This is a genomic window from Sunxiuqinia sp., from assembly GCF_055140945.1.
Genome location: NZ_JBSQYS010000040.1, coordinates 1 through 16190, shown reverse-complemented (window position 1 = coordinate 16190; position 16190 = coordinate 1). Strand labels below are relative to the sequence as shown.

At 41.4% G+C, this 16190-nt stretch carries 16 protein-coding genes; 7 read left to right on the top strand and 9 right to left on the bottom strand.

The genetic code is table 11. The features are described 5' to 3' along the window. Complete coding sequence (locus tag ACTB00_RS16075) at positions 1–543, top strand: isochorismatase family protein (RefSeq protein WP_463300929.1); 543 nt, start codon at positions 1–3, stop codon at positions 541–543. Positions 544–685: 142 nt separating this feature from the next. Further along, positions 686–2656 (top strand): ATP-binding protein, encoded by a 1971-nt coding sequence (locus ACTB00_RS16070; protein ID WP_463300928.1) that lies wholly within the window; start codon positions 686–688, stop codon positions 2654–2656. Between the two features lie 16 nt (positions 2657–2672). On the opposite strand, the gene ACTB00_RS16065 is transcribed toward ACTB00_RS16070, so the two are convergent. The 4 genes from ACTB00_RS16065 to rplU form a co-directional block, all read right to left on the bottom strand. Then, positions 2673–4106, bottom strand: coding sequence for a glycoside hydrolase family 28 protein (locus ACTB00_RS16065; RefSeq protein ID WP_463300927.1), 1434 nt, complete (start codon positions 4104–4106; stop codon positions 2673–2675). A 188-nt stretch (positions 4107–4294) separates the two neighbouring features. Then, a complete protein-coding gene (gene serS, locus ACTB00_RS16060) occupies positions 4295–5569 on the bottom strand; it encodes a serine--tRNA ligase (RefSeq protein WP_463300926.1) in 1275 nt (424 codons plus the stop codon). 100 nt (positions 5570–5669) lie between these two features. Continuing rightward, complete coding sequence (gene rpmA / locus ACTB00_RS16055; RefSeq protein ID WP_159522257.1) at positions 5670–5936, bottom strand: 50S ribosomal protein L27; 267 nt, start codon at positions 5934–5936, stop codon at positions 5670–5672. Positions 5937–5955: 19 nt separating this feature from the next. After that, the gene (gene rplU / locus ACTB00_RS16050; protein ID WP_463300925.1) at positions 5956–6267 is read right to left on the bottom strand and encodes a 50S ribosomal protein L21; all 312 of its coding nucleotides are present in this window, start codon (positions 6265–6267) and stop codon (positions 5956–5958) included. Between the two features lie 269 nt (positions 6268–6536). On the opposite strand from rplU, the gene ACTB00_RS16045 reads away from it, so the two are divergent. The 5 genes from ACTB00_RS16045 (at position 6537) to ACTB00_RS16025 (ending at position 11322) form a co-directional block, all read left to right on the top strand. Further along, complete coding sequence (locus ACTB00_RS16045; protein WP_463300924.1) at positions 6537–7121, top strand: bifunctional nuclease family protein; 585 nt, start codon at positions 6537–6539, stop codon at positions 7119–7121. Between the two features lie 102 nt (positions 7122–7223). Further along, complete coding sequence (locus ACTB00_RS16040; RefSeq protein WP_463300923.1) at positions 7224–8684, top strand: NupC/NupG family nucleoside CNT transporter; 1461 nt, start codon at positions 7224–7226, stop codon at positions 8682–8684. Between the two features lie 109 nt (positions 8685–8793). Further along, on the top strand, positions 8794–9789 hold the full coding sequence (locus tag ACTB00_RS16035) for a substrate-binding domain-containing protein (protein WP_463300922.1): 996 nt from the start codon (positions 8794–8796) through the stop codon (positions 9787–9789). 168 nt (positions 9790–9957) lie between these two features. Continuing rightward, a complete protein-coding gene (locus tag ACTB00_RS16030) occupies positions 9958–10752 on the top strand; it encodes a thymidylate synthase (protein ID WP_463300921.1) in 795 nt (264 codons plus the stop codon). A gap of 75 nt (positions 10753–10827) precedes the next feature. Beyond that, positions 10828–11322 carry a dihydrofolate reductase gene (locus ACTB00_RS16025; RefSeq protein ID WP_463300920.1) on the top strand — a complete coding sequence of 165 codons (495 nt, stop codon included), beginning with the start codon at positions 10828–10830 and terminating at the stop codon, positions 11320–11322. A gap of 46 nt (positions 11323–11368) precedes the next feature. Here ACTB00_RS16025 and ACTB00_RS16020 read toward each other — a convergent pair whose 3' ends face one another. The 5 genes from ACTB00_RS16020 to ACTB00_RS16000 form a co-directional block, all read right to left on the bottom strand. Further along, positions 11369–12226 (bottom strand): DUF4861 family protein, encoded by an 858-nt coding sequence (locus tag ACTB00_RS16020; protein WP_463300919.1) that lies wholly within the window; start codon positions 12224–12226, stop codon positions 11369–11371. 364 nt (positions 12227–12590) lie between these two features. Then, positions 12591–13304 carry a DUF805 domain-containing protein gene (locus ACTB00_RS16015; protein ID WP_463300918.1) on the bottom strand — a complete coding sequence of 238 codons (714 nt, stop codon included), beginning with the start codon at positions 13302–13304 and terminating at the stop codon, positions 12591–12593. Between the two features lie 293 nt (positions 13305–13597). Next, entirely contained in the window at positions 13598–14122 is a 525-nt protein-coding gene (locus ACTB00_RS16010; protein ID WP_463300917.1) for a hypothetical protein, read from the bottom strand. Continuing rightward, positions 14122–15015: a lysophospholipid acyltransferase family protein gene (locus tag ACTB00_RS16005; protein ID WP_463300916.1), complete on the bottom strand. Its 894-nt coding sequence runs from the start codon at positions 15013–15015 to the stop codon at positions 14122–14124. The genes ACTB00_RS16010 and ACTB00_RS16005 overlap by 1 nt, the downstream gene beginning before the upstream one ends. Next, positions 15012–16190, bottom strand: a 1179-nt coding sequence (locus ACTB00_RS16000; protein WP_463300915.1) for a lysophospholipid acyltransferase family protein, incomplete at its 5' end; no start/stop codon positions are given. The genes ACTB00_RS16000 and ACTB00_RS16005, both read right to left, overlap by 4 nt.

Sequence of the window (16190 nt, the reverse complement as noted above, 5' to 3'; positions counted from 1 at the left end):
ATGCGTATTACCAGAGAGAACACTGTAGGGTTGGTCGTTGATATTCAGGAACGCTTGGTTCCGGCAATGGCAGAAAAGGAAACCTTTGTGAATAACACTAAAACCCTCATTGAAGGGTTACAAACCTTAAACCTTAATTTGTTGGTTACCCAACAATATACCAAAGGTTTGGGAGATACAATTCCTGAAATCAGTTCATTGATTAAAGACTTTCGTCCGATTGAAAAGCGCGATTTTAGTTGTTGTGATGAAGCGATGGTTGCAGATGAATTAAAAATGAATGGAGCTCACAATATTATCATTTGTGGAATTGAAAGCCATGTTTGCGTGATGCAAACTGCTATTGATTTAAAAGAGTCAGGCTATAACCCGATTGTCGTGATGGATTGTGTTTCATCGCGCACGTTGAAAAGCGTAGAATTGGCTGCCGACCGATTCCGCTTTGAAGGAATTATGATGACCTCCTACGAATCCATTTTGTTCGAACTTACCCGTTCGGCTGCAGCGTCTGAATTCAAATCAATTTCTAAATTGGTTAAATAGCAGATATAAAAAGGAGTAGGCCGACTACTCCTTTTCTATTTTCGTTTTGTTCCTTTCTTTTTTTTTCAGAGAAATCGTACACGTTTCATGCTATAAATCCGAAAAACTAGGCTAATTTTAAGCGAACCAGAATTCAGTGCTGATGAAGTTAAACAGAATAGCTCATTTTATTCGATCCAGGATATCTTCGATATTTGCAATTCTTTTTTTTCTGCTGTTATTGTCAATCTCCTATTACTATATTTCTTACAAAAGAGGACAGTGGGAGAAAGATATACGAGCCAATTTGCTGGAAATCCTGATTGGGAAAAAATCGAAGCTAGAAAAAGCACTGTCTTCTCGGATTTATTATACCAAGGGAGTTGCCGCGTTTGTGTCGGTCAACCCTAACCTTACCAACGAAGACTTTTATCAGTTGGCGAAAGAGTTGATAAAAGAAGATTCGGTGATCAGTACCATCTCAATTTCTCCGGATTGTATATTAAGTGCGATTTATCCTCAGGAAGGCCACATGGCAGCCATTGGCCTGAACTTGCTGGAGCACCCTGCCCGAAAAGAGATTGTTGAAAAAACGATTGAAACACATAAAACCTTCGTTGCCGGCCCTGTTGAACTCGTAGAGGGCGGTGTCGCGTTTATCAGCTACACGCCAGTTTTTAATCGATTGTCAGCACGTGATGGCGATTTTTGGGGAATAACCGATATTGTTATTTACAAAGATAAACTTTTAGATGAGGCGGAATTAGCGCCGGTTGATAACGGATTTCGATATTCGTTGAAGGGAGCGGATGGCAAGGGTGAAAATGGAAATGTCTTTTGGGGTGACGCTTCAGTTTTTCAAGAAGAGCCAGTAAAAATCATTGTCGACTTGCCTGATGGAAGTTGGATTTTGGGAGCCAGCCCGGTAAAAGGGTGGAGCCACTATCTTGATCAGGATAAAACGCTCAGTATTTTACTCATTGTGAGTTCGATCATCATCAGCTTCTTATTTTGGTTGGTTGTTCGGGCACATCAAAAAATAAGGAGAAATGCTCGGGAGTTGAGTGCAATTTTTAAATCGATGCACAACCTGATTGTGGAATACAATCGAAAGGGCGAATATGTGAAAATCGCTCCCACCAATAAAAGTTTACTTTTTAAACCCGAGGAAGAACTCATCGGAAAATCTGTTCACGAAGTATTTGATACTGACCGTGCGAACCTAATTCTTCATGCTATTCAAGAGTGCATCCGTTCAAAATCTTTAGTTGTTATTGAGTATCCGTTAGAAGTCAGTGGTGAGCCTCGCTGGTTTACAGCCCGCCTTTCATATAAATCAGAAGATTCCGTGATTTTCAATGCTTACGATGTTACTGAAAAAAAGAAAGACGAAGAAAACATTCGGCAATCAGAAAAGAAACTCAAAGAGCTGAATGTGACAAAAGATAAATTTTTCTCCATCATTGCTCATGATCTCCGTAATCCATTATCTAATTTTCAAAGTATCTCCGAATTGTTGCATCAGGAATATGATCATTATAATGACGAGCAAAAGAAGCAATTGATTCAATCGATGCTGTCTTCATCAATTAGTTTGAACGAATTGTTGGAGAATTTATTAAAATGGTCTTTGTCGCATCGTAACGAGCTCTTTTTGAAACCAGCCAAAATCCTTCTTCAACCACTTGTAAAAGAGGCGATCGGTGGTGTTGAGCATATTGCCAATAAAAAGCAGGTTGTTGTTGAAAGCAGCATACAGGAGGAGGCGACTATTTTCGCAGATAAAAACGCGACTCATACGATTTTACGTAATCTGATTTCGAATGCCCTAAAATTCAGTCGAACCAACGGAGTGATAACCATTTTAGCCAACGAGAGATCTATTGATGGTGAAAATTATCAGGTGGTTCAAGTGGTTGACAAAGGAATCGGTATTTCGAAGGAGCGCCTGTCCAATATTTTCAATGTTGGCGTTCAATCGTCTACTGTTGGGACAAGTCAGGAGAAAGGAAGTGGCCTTGGCTTAATTCTGTGTCAGGAGCTGACTGAAAAGCAAGGCGGCCGCATTTGGATCGAAAGCGAAGAAGGAAAAGGTACGACGGTCTTTTTCAGCTTGCCAAAATCAACGAAGTAGCGAGATCGTTATTCTTTTATTCTTCATATTCCACTTTTATATTCTGAGATTTATGCTTTGATAGCAGGTCAATCTTTAAATCAGATCGTATTTCTGCATCTTCAATTGTTGCCTGCTGAACGTCGTCAAGGACAAACGCCGGGCGAACTTCGTGGGAACCTGTTTTCAAGCGGACATTCTCAAAAACGATATTTTTAACGTGTCTGACATAAAAACCTGAGGCAGGTAAAATATCGCCAAACATAGCAGCGGTTGGATAGCCTGCATCTTTTTCAGGGACTATCGTCGCTTTGTCCTCTGCGGTTCCGTTACTTAAGTTGGTGATCAGAATATTCCCCAAAAAAATACGCTCGGCGTAAGAACCTGCAATTCCGGTAATGTTGGATGTTGTTTTGGAAGTCGTCGTTGCCGTGATATTGGTGATGGAGACATTTTTCAGCTCACCAATTTGAGGTTGAGGAGCATCAGGAGCATGCTTTCTGGCACGGTTTCCTAAACGCACAAATATGGGACATCCTGTTTCTATAATCGAAATACGATCAATACTCACCTGATCTAAAACACCACCGTCGACCATTTCTACAGAGATGGCCGATTGACCAATTGCCGTGCCATAGTAGGTTGTTTCTTTCTCACTCGGACTAACCACACAGTTCGTGATTTGTATGTTTTGAAATCCGCCGGTTGTTTCGGTTCCTAATTTTAGCGAGTTGCAGTGTGAGTGAATCACACAGTTATTAATCGTCACATTTTTGCAGGAACGTGGGCTGGTACTTTTCAAGCAAATCCCATCGTCGTCTGAATCCACAATGCAGTCTGAAATCACAACATCATGGCAGCCGTCAATATCAATCCCATCGTTATTGTAGTTGCAATGATTGTATACCCTGATACCCCGAATTTGCAAATTGTCGCACGCCAGATAGTGCTGCATCCATGCTCCTGAATTGGTCATGAACACACCTTCTATTTTTACATTTTTGCAATTGATTAGCTGAATGCCATGCGGTCGTCTGATTCCTTCATCGTTTCCTATTCGAATAAATACGTCCCCTTGTCCATCAATTGTTCCGTTACCAACAATGCCAATATCATGCTGTCCCTCGGCAAAAATAAGTTGTTTGGTTTCCTTCAAGGTTCTCAGCGCAACATAGTCGGGTTGTATGCTGAGGTAGTCTTCAATATTGGTGCTTCCAAGCAATATGGCTCCGTGTTTGAGATGAAGATGGACACCGCTTTTTAAGATAATTGAACCAGTCAGGTATTTTCCTGCAGGAAAAATTACTTCACCACCACCGCTTTCGGAACATTGGTCGATGGCTTTTTGAATAATGACAGTATTTAAGGTTTTGCCATCAGCAGTTGCTCCTGCCTCTAAAATATTAATGTCTTTGGCTTGGATCGCGATAGTAGTCAGGAGAAGCAGGAGGATTATCGTTAGGTTTTTCATGTTTGATGATCGGTTAAATTGATTATGATAGTGCCTGTCAATATAAAAAAAACTATTCAATATGAATATTTTAAGCGAGCATAATTTAGCAAATGGAAGTTTGTAGCCCTACCTAACGAGATAAAAACTCGCAAAAAAAAGGTCATCCCAAACGGAATGACCTTCAATCATATATTTTTTATAATGTGTTAGTCGATCATGTCAAACCCGCAATAAGGAACTAATACATCCGGCACTTTAATTCCGTCTGCTGTTTGGTAGTTTTCGAGCAGTGCGGCAACAATCCGAGGTAAAGCCAAAGCACTTCCATTTAGCGTGTGAGCAATCTGTGGTTTCTTTTGTCCTTCCTCGCGGAAACGAAGTTTCAGTCGATTGGCCTGAAATGATTCGAAATTGGAAACAGAACTTACTTCCAACCATTTTTCCTGAGCGGCTGAGAACACTTCAAAATCGTAGGTCAGTGCTGCGGTGAAACTCATATCGCCACCACAAAGTCGGAGGATGCGATAAGGAAGGCCAAGTTTAGTAACCAAGCTCTCTACGTGTGCCACCATCTGATCCAGAATGTCATAGCTTTTCTCAGGGTGGGCAACTTGCACGACTTCAACTTTGTCGAATTGGTGCAAGCGGTTTAATCCACGAACATCTTTTCCATACGATCCGGCTTCGCGACGGAAGCATGCACTGTAAGCCGTGTTTTTTACAGGCAATTGTTTGGCGTCCAAAATCACATCGCGGTACAAATTGGTTACCGGAACCTCTGCTGTTGGAATCAGGTACAGGTTGTCTTCGGTCACATGGTACATCTGTCCTTCTTTGTCAGGCAATTGGCCGGTGCCAAAACCACTGTCTTCATTCACCACCAACGGCGGTTGAATTTCCAGGTAGCCGGCATCACGAGCTTCGTCTAAAAAGAAGTTGATTAAAGCACGTTGCAATCGAGCGCCTTTCCCTTTGTATACCGGGAATCCTGCTCCTGTTAATTTTACACCCAACTCAAAATCTATCAGATCGTATTTTTCAGCCAATTCCCAGTGAGGTAACTTGTTGTCTCCCAATACTGGCATTTCGCCGGCAGCTTTCACCTCTTCATTATCTTCGGGGGTTTTTCCTGCCGGAACAATATCGGCTGGTAAATTAGGGAGTTGCACCTGCAAGTCAAAAACCTGCTCGTCAATTTTGGCGAATTCCTCATCCAGATTCTTGATATTTTCTTTCAGTTCCGAAGTTCTGGCTTTTGCGTGATTGGCTTCTTCTTGTTTGCCTTCGCGAAACAATTGTCCAATTTCTTTCGAAAGCTTATTCATTTCCGACTTGTATTGGTCGGCCTGAACCTGCGTTTCGTTTTTCTTTTTATACAAATCGTTGATTTGTTCAACGATGGCAGAAGCATCAAAATTCTTCTTTTTAAGCTTTTCAATAACCAACTCCGGGTTTTCCTGGATGAATCTTAAATTGAGCATTTTTGAACGGGTTTTTAATTTGGTCGGGCAAAGTTATAAAATAAAAAATCTCCTGCCTCAGTAAAGACAGGAGATTCTTAAAACATATCGTTAAAATCGCTTAGTTTACTGCAGTAACAGGTTCTACAGAAACATACGATCTGTTGTCTCTTTTCTTTCTGAAAACAACAGTACCATCAATCAGGGCGAATAATGTATGATCTTTTCCCATACCAACATTTTCACCAGGATGATGAGACGTTCCACGCTGACGAATGATAATATTCCCAGCTTTGCAAATTTGACCTCCGTATATTTTTACACCAAGTCGTTTACTTTCCGATTCGCGTCCGTTTTTCGAACTACCGACACCTTTCTTATGAGCCATGGTCTAATGTTTTTAAGGGTTATCCAATAATATCTTCAATTTGAATCTGAGTCATGTACTGACGGTGACCGTTTTTCTTTTTGTAACCTTTTCTTCTTTTCTTTTTGAAGACGATTACTTTGTCACCTTTCAAGTGTTCCAATACTTTGGCACTTACTTTAACTCCTTCAACTTTTGGTGTTCCTACTTTCACACCAGCTTCATCTTCCACTAAAAGAACGTTATCAAACTCAATGCTTGATCCTTCTTCTTCCTGAAGACGATGAACAAAAATCTTTTTGTCCTTTTCTACTTTAAATTGCTGTCCGGCAATTTCTACAATAGCGTACATTTTCTATCTTTTATAATTTCCTCCGGCAGGCGGGAAAACCAATTGATCATCCACTTCTAGAGCCTACTCGAAAACTTCGGTCTGCAAAAGTAGATATTTTTTACTCAGAAGCAAAAAAATAGAGTCCTTTTTTAGCTGAGCCTGATTGGATTAGAAATGGGAGGTGAAATGCTGGTCATTTTAGGAACTAAGAAACACCTCCTGTTTTTAATGAAACACTAAAAGTATTGTTATATTTGTTTGAATACATTGGTGATGTTCTATATTCTATGCAGAAAAAAAAGCTAAATATTCTCGGACTCTCAGTTAGTCAAACTCAATCAGGCGCTTACGCCTTAGTCTTAGCCGAAGAAAATGGTGACCGACGAATTCCGATTATCATAGGACCGGTTGAGGCTCAAGCAATTGCAATTCAGCTGGAAGGCTTGAAGCCGCCACGGCCATTAACACACGATTTATTTAAAAACCTGGCTTTTGCTTTCGATGTTAATGTGTCGGAAGTAATCATTTATAAGTTGGAAGAAGGGATTTTTTACTCTGAATTGGTGTGTGTGATGGGAGAAGACGAAGTTCGGATTGATTCACGCACCTCGGATGCCGTAGCGCTTGCTTTACGTTTTAAGTGCCCGATTTACACAAATGAAGATATTTTGGATAAAGCCGGTATCGTTATGGAAAACGAAGAAGAAGATCCGGTGGAGTTTCAAAGTAGATCTGGTGAGCCGGGCAGCAAGAACGAGTTTGAAAGTTACACCGAGAGTGAGCTCAATGATATGCAGAATGAGGCTGTTAATAATGAAGACTACGAGCGTGCTTCGAGAATCAGAGATGAACTCAATCGACGCAAAAAATAAATTTCAGCGAAACATTTCAGACCATCCCATATCGACGGGAACATAAGTTTCAGGATTAGGAAGGTTGAGCATTGCTGAGCAAAAAAACTTTAAAATACGACGATGAATAGATTGCTGATCCTGCTACTGGCAACATGTTTTTTGGTGTTTTCGCTTCCTTCTCCATCTTATTCCAGCACACAATCGACGGCTGACGATAGCACAACCGTAGTTTCTGAACAGTCGTCCTCAGCATCCAATATTTTAATCGAGCATGCCGAAGAGCGGGATTTTAATTTCACGACCGTGTTGCGTGGCTTACTTGGCATGTTGGTTTTGGTTGGACTTGGTGCTTTGCTATCTCGCGACCGAAAGAATATCCCCTGGAAAACAGTGGCGATTGGCTTAGCCTTCCAGATTGTGCTGGCATTGGGGGTGTTGTATGTTCCATTTATCCGGGGAGGCTTCGATTTTTTCGGCCATATTTTCGTGAAGATTCTAGACTTTACAAAGGCTGGGACTGATTTCTTGTTTGGAACACTGGTTGATACAAGTCAGTTCGGAATGATTTTCGCTTTCCAGATTTTACCAACAATCATCTTTTTTTCGGCATTAACCAGCTTGTTATTTTACTGGGGTATTATTCAAAAGGTTGTTTGGGCACTCGCCTGGGTGTTTACCAAGTTAATGAAATTGTCAGGTGCTGAGTCTCTTTCGGTTGCCGGGAATATTTTTCTCGGACAGACAGAGTCACCATTGATGATTAAGGCTTATTTGCCAAAGATGAATGACTCTGAAATCATGTTGGTAATGACCGGAGGAATGGCAACGCTCGCTGGAGCAGTTTTGGCAGCTTATATCGGCATGCTGGGAGGAAGTGATCCTGTATTGCGGTTGGAGTTTGCTAAACACTTACTAACCGCTTCAGTAATGGCTGCTCCCGGAGCTGTTATTTTTTCGAAGATTATGGTCCCCAATCCCGACGAAGTCAATAAAGATATTGAGGTGAGTAAAGACCGTATTGGTAGCAACGTGTTGGATGCCATCACTAACGGAACTTCCGAAGGCTTAAAACTGGCCGTGAATGTTGGCGCCATGCTGTTAGCCTTTTTAGCTCTGATTGCCATGTTCAACTTTATTTTCGGAAAAGTTGGCTATTGGACCGGCCTTAACGATGTTATTATTCAGGCTACCGACGGAAGATTTCATGAGCTGTCATTGCAATTTTTATTAGGGTATATTTTTGCGCCTATCATGTGGCTTATCGGAGTAAATCCGCAAGACATTTTATTAGTCGGCCGTCTGTTGGGTGAGAAGCTTATTTTGACAGAGTTTATTGGCTACATTAGTCTCTCAGATCTTAAAGCAGCCGGCGCTTTTACCGATCAAAAATCCATTATTATGGCCACTTATATTTTATGTGGGTTTGCCAACTTTGCATCCATTGGGATTCAGATTGGCGGAATTGGAGCATTAGCTCCCAACAAACGAGTTACTTTATCGAAATACGGAATGCCGGCTTTGATTGCCGGAACCCTGGCTTCGCTTATGTCGGCAACAATTATCGGTATGATTTTAGGATAGTGATCGTGACATTCAAAAGGTTACCACTTGCGTCATGCTGTTGAATACTTAACATTAGTGGATAGTTAACGTATGATCATATATATGAATCATTCAAAAACTTTCCGTTATGAAACACATCAACGTAATTCTCGGATTTTTCTTGTTAACCTTTCTGTTTTCCGGCTGCAATACCAATCCTAAGGTCGGGTTGCTTCTGGACACCGTTGAACGCGAAAGATGGACAAAAGACAGAGACCTGTTTGTAGACAAAGTGGAAGAACTTGGAGGCTCTGTGATCGTAAAAGTTGCCGAATCTGACCCATCGGTTCAGTTTCAGCAAGCGCTTGATTTGATTAATGAGGGGATTGATGTATTGGTTATTGTTCCGGTTGACAAGACCGTGGCTGCCGGTATCGTAACAACCGCGAAAAAATCACACGTCTCGGTAGTAGCGTATGACCGGCTCATCTGGGATTGCGATTTGGATTTCTACATTTCAACCGACAACATTCAGATTGGAGAAAAGCAAGCGAACTTCCTTGCAAGGTCGAAGCCAGAGGGAAACTATGTACTTATAGGAGGACCAACCATTGACAACAACTCTGTTCAACTTTATCTGGGGTGGATGAACGTTCTTCAGCCCTTGGTTGATAAAGGTGATATCAATATTGTTTCAAATACGTTTGCAAACGAGTGGAATGTAGAGGATGGATACACGGTTGTTAAAGACTTACTTGACAATGATGTTCAACTAGATGCAATTATTGCAGGGAACGACGCACTGGCAAGCGGTGCTATTCAAGCTCTTCACGAAAATGACCTTGAAGGTAAAGTTTTGGTAGCCGGACAGGATGCCGACATAAATGCCATTCGGAATATTGTTTTTGGAAACCAGACGATTACAGTTTACAAGCCTTTAGAGTCAATGGCATTTAACGCGGCGATTGCAGCTGTGAAAATGGCAAAGGGCAAAAATCCTACTGATAACATGAGCTTTACGGTAAACAATGGTCATCATTTGGTGCCGGCTATTCTTTTGGAAGGGCAAATTGTAAACAAACAAAACGTTAAAATGACCGTCATTTCTGAAGGTTTTATAGCTGAACAGGAAGTATTTGAATGATACCAATACCGGTCATTTTTTGATGAGAGCGTGGAGCTTTTTATCCACGCTCTTTTCGTTTCTACCTTTAATTGTTTATAAAATTGCCTTTCCCTATTCGATCAAAAAGCTTAACTTCCCGCATTCAAAAAAAGAGGAAATTGAACATTAATCGTTGAAGGATAAATCATGAGGCAATATCTTGACTTACTGGAACATGTCACCAAGAATGGTGTGAAAAAAGATGACCGTACAGGAACGGGAACAGTCAGTGTTTTTGGCCACCAAATGCGCTTTAATCTTGCTGAAGGATTTCCTGTGCTAACCACCAAGAAGCTTCACTTAAAATCAATTATTCATGAGCTTTTATGGTTTCTGGATGGCGACACCAATAACAATACGTTAAAAGAAAAAGGTGTTCGTATCTGGAACGAGTGGGCGAATGAAGATGGTGACCTGGGACATATCTATGGTTACCAATGGCGTTCGTGGCCTACTCCCGACGGAAAGCAGATCGATCAGATTTCAGAAGTTGTTGATTCAATTAAAAACAATCCGAACTCACGGCGACTTATTGTGAGTGCCTGGAATGTTGGCGAGCTGGATAAAATGAATTTGCCGCCGTGCCATTTGTTATTTCAGTTTTATGTGGCTGATGGTAAGTTAAGTTGCCAGCTTTATCAACGCAGTTGCGATGTTTTTTTGGGCGTGCCTTTTAATGTGGCTTCGTATGCGCTGCTCACCATGATGATGGCACAAGTAACCGGATTGGAGCCCGGCGAATTTGTTTGGACCGGTGGTGATGTGCATATTTATTCCAATCACCTGGAACAGGTTGAATTGCAATTAACACGTCTTCCGAAGAAATTACCCACGATGAAAATCAATCCGGGTGTGCAATCAATTTTTGATTTTAAATTTGAAGATTTTGAATTGGAAAATTACGAAGCTCATCCGCATATTCCCGGGAAAGTTGCTGTTTAAATACAATATTGAATTAAGATTATTAGGAGGTTCACCTCAAAAGAGCTTTTTAATAATACCAAATACACACCGCTTATGATTCACCAAAATATCTCCATCATTGTTGCCATTGCGCAAAACTTTGCCATCGGTAAAAACAACGATTTACTGTTTCATTTACCCAACGATTTAAAGCATTTCAAGGAAATTACCTCCGGACACACGATTATCATGGGGCGTAATACTTTGCTTTCGCTGCCTAAATGGCCCTTGCCTAATCGCCGTCATATTGTGATTAGTGATAAGTTGGACGATTGTTTTGATGGATGTGAAGTGGTCTCTTCTATTGATGAGGCGATTGAGAAAGTGAAGGATGAGAAGGAAGCTTTTGTGATTGGCGGCGGCATGATTTATAAGCAGTTTTACCCTATGGCCGGTAAACTGTATCTGACCTTGGTACATAAAGATTTTGATGCCGATGTTTACTTCCCGACGATAGATTATAAAGAATGGGATGTAGAAAGTCGTGAGGATTTTCATGACGAAAAGAATGGCTTCGACTATTCCTATCTCAATCTTATTCGAGAATAGATTGTAAAAAAAAAATCCTGCACGAAGCAGGATTTCTTAATGTATGTTAGAGTTTCTCGACGTACTCAATAAAGTCAGTCATATTATCAAAACCTTCTTCTTTTTCGCAGGCCGAAGTTACCCAGGTCGAAATGTAATTGGTTGGTTTCGAAATCAACTGATATTCTTTTTCTAACTTTTCCTTTTTTACAAAGTCCGCAGGATCGTACATAATTGCCGCGCCAATATTCAATTGGAAAGCTGCGACATCTTCGGGGTGTAAGCCCCAGGTCGCAATAAACCCTTCACCTTCTTTTGTTTCGGTTCCGCTGTGGTAGTTGACACCGGTTACAAACTGAACAGGTTCCGAGCTAAAAGCAAAAGCTTCCACCTTGGCTTCGCGCATGCCTGAGTAAACAGTTACCCGAACCAACACATCAATGCTGTCGCCTTTATAGGGTACGTTTTCCGACAGCATTTCCATGTACGACGTATTGGCCTCTTTTTTTACACAGGCGGTACGCATTGTAACGGGGTCAAGAAAAACGACTTGTTCACCGTCCCATAAACGAACGCCCCCAAGGCCGACTGTTTGACCAACTTTGTATTGATCGGCACCCCAGCCTTCTTCTTGCTGCTCAGTAGTTGGGTACCATTTGGCTTCCGCCAGTTCCAGCTGAGGTTTTGTTTTGTTGTACACATCGATGGCTACTTTGTGGTCGAAGTAAAGACGCAGACCCATCCATTCGTTTTCAACCGCCGGTCCGTGGTGACCAACTTTTTGATACAAGTCTCCGGTTTCTGACGAAATACAATCAACTTGTTCGTGTTTATCTTTCCAGTATAAACTTTTATCGGTTTTATTTTGGGCTAGTACCGGAAGCCCCATTAATGCGATTAATGCTAACGTGATCAGGTTTTTCATCTCAATCTAATTTAAAATTTTCGACAGTATTTATCTTTCTCAATCATCTAAGGTCACGGACCTGTTTGATATTTTCGGTTTCGCTTCTATCACAAATTGTTAAAGACTCGAAATATCACACTAAATTATTCGCACTACTTACTTTAAAGCTATTCAATAGAATTTTCAAGCATATTTTCATGGAACTTTCTGGGAATAATTGGTGTGGATAAAGACACTTTTCCGATGTCGTTTCTTTACAAATATAGTAAATAAGCTACTTCTGATGAAGAAAGTTGCAGAAAAGCGCAACCGATTGCGCAATAGAAAGCAAAAAAATCCGATTTGCTGGATCGGATCTCTTTTAGAAAATATAGTGTGTGAATTACATCATGCCGGATTGTCCTGAAGCTGCAAATGACTGAAGAACTTCTATTAAGCTGTACATCAGGTATAAACCACCAATGACGAATAAGGTAGTTTGTTTGACTCTGTTTTTTACGGCGAATGCCAATCCAAACGGAACAAATGCCCAAACGATACCCATCAGCATATTGACAAGTTCGTACCAAACCGGTGAATAGTGATTCTCGGAGAATATTGGAACAAGCGCCCAAAACAATCGGGAAAAGGCCATCCAGATAACAATAATCAGAATGACAGAATCTTCGATGGAGGAATCATCAGACGATAATTCAACTGTTTGCATCGAATCTGTTTCTTCATCGTAGTTGTAGCTGATTGTCGGATTCTCGCCATATTTATTTTCGCCCGGAAAACTGGATTTCGCCAGCAGATATATCAAGTAAAGTGTTCCAACAACCGGAATCAGGCCAACAAGGAGCATCAATCCTGTTTTGTTAATGTCGTGCATTCGTCTTACCGAAAGGGCAACACTGGGAACCAGAAGGGCCAGAACAAAAATGCTGTAAAGTATTCCAATTCCTGATTTGCCAAATGCAAGGCCCAGAACATTGTCCAGAATTAAAGCGACCGTCGCAAAAATTAGGTTGAATAAAATAAACATCCAGTATTCGGTTCTACTGGCGCGACCTTTAAAATCAGCATACTGCTTTAAGACTTTTAAATACCAATTCATTTCATAAGTTTTATTTTTCCCTACTCATCAGGCTTTTCGGGGTCGCCCTGTTTTTATTGTGGTTTCTAGCCTCCACATGTTATCCACTCGTTTTCGACGAATTTTGATACAGCTAATTTAAACAATTCTTTGAATTATGCGAGGATTGTTTTTCTGATGATGAATTTCCCACTTATTATGTACATTCAAGATCATCAAAACAGACAGAAAGGAGCAGGGTGATAGTTAGTTTCAAATCCGGTTTAATATCGCTTGTACAGTAGAATGTGGTGATCCGATCTGAATTTGGGAGCTTAGTTAACAGGCTTATTTTCAATCATCATACGGGTTTGTTGCAGGTGGAGATCTGCTTGTACAAGTTGTTTGTGTGTTTCGTTAAAATCCTGAATAAACTGTATGATATAGGCATCTCGGTTATAAATACCGTGAACAATGTACTCGTCAATTTTTTTTATGATTTGATCAAGTTTTGCAGCCACGCTTTTGAATTGCTTTTGCTCTTGCAACGCTCTTTCTGCTATTTTTTCGTTTGAATTCTTTTGGGCGTAGTAAGCTGCGTCAGCACATTTGTACGATGAATTTTTCACATAAAAATAAGTGCTATCTAAATCCTCCCGAGCATAAAGGAAGTACTCCTTGATTTCGGTATTGTCAAAAGCTCCTTGAAAAAAACGCAGATGATCGGCCGATCTTTCTGCTGCCTCCAACGCTTTTTGACTGAATACACGTGCTTTTGATAGTTCTGTTTCGGCATTTTGCTGAGCAAGAGTAACAAGCGGAAATATCAGCAGCAGAAGGATGTAAATTTGGACTCTCATCAGCTTTGTTTTTGTTGGTTTTTCGTTGGGCGTTTGTGTTTCCAGCGTTTATGCGACCAGAGATAAAACTCGGGGCGCTCCTGAATGATCCCTTCAATTTTGCTTACGTACCGATGTAGCACTTCATCGGCAGGAAGTTCTGCGGGGCGTTCTGCCAGCACTTCAAAATGGGTTTGGTAGTAACCGCGTTTCATTTTCTCAATATGCTGGTATAGCACTGTAAAATTGGTGTGCTTTGCCAAAGCTTCGGCTCCGGGGAAAAAGCCGGCATCCTGATTCAAAAAAGTGGTCCAAAAACGAGTGTTGATCTTTGGGCGTTGGTCGGAACATAACCAGGTAAACGTGGATTGCTGTTTCTTTTTGTAGTTCAAAACAGTTTTTACGATCTTTTTGGTTGATATCAACTCCCCTCCAAATCGGCTCCGCATCCGGTTAATGAAACCATCCCAGGTAAGATTTCGAGCCGGATTGTATACCAGTAGACAACGATGTTTCAGGTAGTAAGGCAAAAAGGAATTCCATTCCCAGTTGTTGTAGTGCATGGTTAGCACGAGTACACTTTGTCCTTCGGCAAAGTATTGATTCACCAGTTCGGGATTGCTCACCACCATGCGTTTTGCAAGCTCTTTCTCCGAAATGGTTTTCAGCTTAAACGACTCCACCAACAAGTCGCAAAAATGATGGTAAAATTTACGGGCGATGGTGTTTAGCTCTTCCGATGATTTTTCGGGGAATGCGTTATGCAGATTTTCCAAGACCACCGTTTTCCGATATTTTAAGATTCGGTATACCAGAAAAAACAACAAATCGGACAAGGCATAGAGCAGCCAAAAAGGGAGTAGCGACAGCAAGGTCAGCAACACAAATCCAATATGGCTGGCTAGTTTGCTCATGGGGTATTTTTCGGTAGGCGATCAATCATTTCAACATCGTCGGGACGTTTGTGCTTCCAGCGGCGGTGCGACCACAACCAATACTCGGGTGTTTCGCTGATCACCTCTTCCATTTTATCGATGTAGGTCAGCAAAATGTCCTCCGGCTTTTTTTTGCTCGGCTCGGCAAACAGTTCGATAAAATTAACTTCGTATTTTCCGCGACCAATTTTTTTTGTGTGATGAAAAAAGACCGGCTGATTGGTTTTGTAGGCTATTTTCTCGGGCCCGCTGAAAAAAGGCGTTTCCTGATTTAAAAAGGTCGTCCAGAATTTAGTGGTTTGAAAAGGTGTTTGGTCGGCGGCTAACCACAGGCAACCCGGGCGTTCGGTTTTATCAAACTGAATCGCAAAACGAGCGGACTTGTGCACCGGAACCGAGATTCCTCCAAACCGCCCGCGCATGTCAAGAATGAATCGCTCCATCTCAAAATTATCGCGTACCGGGTTGTAAATCATTAGCAGCTGGTGACTGGCCAGGCGTTGCAGGCTGGCACTCCATTCCCAGTTGTTGTAGTGCATCCCCAACAGGATGATGCTTTTTTGCTGCCTAAAGTATTCTTCTACTTTTTCGATTCCCTTTACCGTTACCCGTTTGTCCAGCTCCCGATCTGAAATACTGTGTAGCTTGATGGCTTCCAGTCCCAGATCGCACAGGTGGCGGTAAAACTTGCGGGCGATAGTATCAATTTCCTGTTCCGTTTTCTCAGGGAACGAGTTGCGAAGGTTGGTATAAACCACTTTCCGGCGGTAACGAAAAACATAAAACACAAGCAGATAGAAGAAGTCTGATTTTAAATACAGAATAGGAAAAGGTATATGCGATAAGGCTTTCAGAAGCCAAACGATCAGATTGTTGAAAATTTTGCCCATGTTTTTTATTTTCGAGACAGGCAAAATTAAGATTTTATTTAGGAAGTCATTCTGAAAACTGAGTTTTACTTGATGTCTGGTTTGCTGTAGTTGGGGGTTCAGCCCAAACCCCGGTTCTTTTTCTCCTGCTAATGAAGTGGTAGACGTAAATGTCCCAATTGAAGACTCGTCTTCCTGAACTTGTTTCAGGATCTGTTGGCGACTTGCACCAGTATTGTCCGAAACAGATTGCTTCGGTCGTTCCTTCCTCTCAATCACGTTTTT

Bases quoted from the DNA above. Each gene is read 5' to 3' on its own strand.
- ACTB00_RS16030 (WP_463300921.1), top strand. From the start codon at position 9,958: ATGAGGCAATATCTTGACTTACTGGAACATGTCACCAAGAATGGTGTG.
- ACTB00_RS16020 (WP_463300919.1), bottom strand. From the start codon at position 12,226: ATGAAAAACCTGATCACGTTAGCATTAATCGCATTAATGGGGCTTCCG.
- ACTB00_RS16035 (WP_463300922.1), top strand. From the start codon at position 8,794: ATGAAACACATCAACGTAATTCTCGGATTTTTCTTGTTAACCTTTCTG.
- ACTB00_RS16025 (WP_463300920.1), top strand. From the start codon at position 10,828: ATGATTCACCAAAATATCTCCATCATTGTTGCCATTGCGCAAAACTTT.
- ACTB00_RS16070 (WP_463300928.1), top strand. From the start codon at position 686: ATGAAGTTAAACAGAATAGCTCATTTTATTCGATCCAGGATATCTTCG.
- ACTB00_RS16065 (WP_463300927.1), bottom strand. From the start codon at position 4,106: ATGAAAAACCTAACGATAATCCTCCTGCTTCTCCTGACTACTATCGCG.
- ACTB00_RS16075 (WP_463300929.1), top strand. From the start codon at position 1: ATGCGTATTACCAGAGAGAACACTGTAGGGTTGGTCGTTGATATTCAG.
- ACTB00_RS16005 (WP_463300916.1), bottom strand. From the start codon at position 15,015: ATGAGCAAACTAGCCAGCCATATTGGATTTGTGTTGCTGACCTTGCTG.
- rplU (WP_463300925.1), bottom strand. From the start codon at position 6,267: ATGTACGCTATTGTAGAAATTGCCGGACAGCAATTTAAAGTAGAAAAG.
- ACTB00_RS16010 (WP_463300917.1), bottom strand. From the start codon at position 14,122: ATGAGAGTCCAAATTTACATCCTTCTGCTGCTGATATTTCCGCTTGTT.
- rpmA (WP_159522257.1), bottom strand. From the start codon at position 5,936: ATGGCTCATAAGAAAGGTGTCGGTAGTTCGAAAAACGGACGCGAATCG.
- ACTB00_RS16015 (WP_463300918.1), bottom strand. From the start codon at position 13,304: ATGAATTGGTATTTAAAAGTCTTAAAGCAGTATGCTGATTTTAAAGGT.
- serS (WP_463300926.1), bottom strand. From the start codon at position 5,569: ATGCTCAATTTAAGATTCATCCAGGAAAACCCGGAGTTGGTTATTGAA.
- ACTB00_RS16045 (WP_463300924.1), top strand. From the start codon at position 6,537: ATGCAGAAAAAAAAGCTAAATATTCTCGGACTCTCAGTTAGTCAAACT.
- ACTB00_RS16040 (WP_463300923.1), top strand. From the start codon at position 7,224: ATGAATAGATTGCTGATCCTGCTACTGGCAACATGTTTTTTGGTGTTT.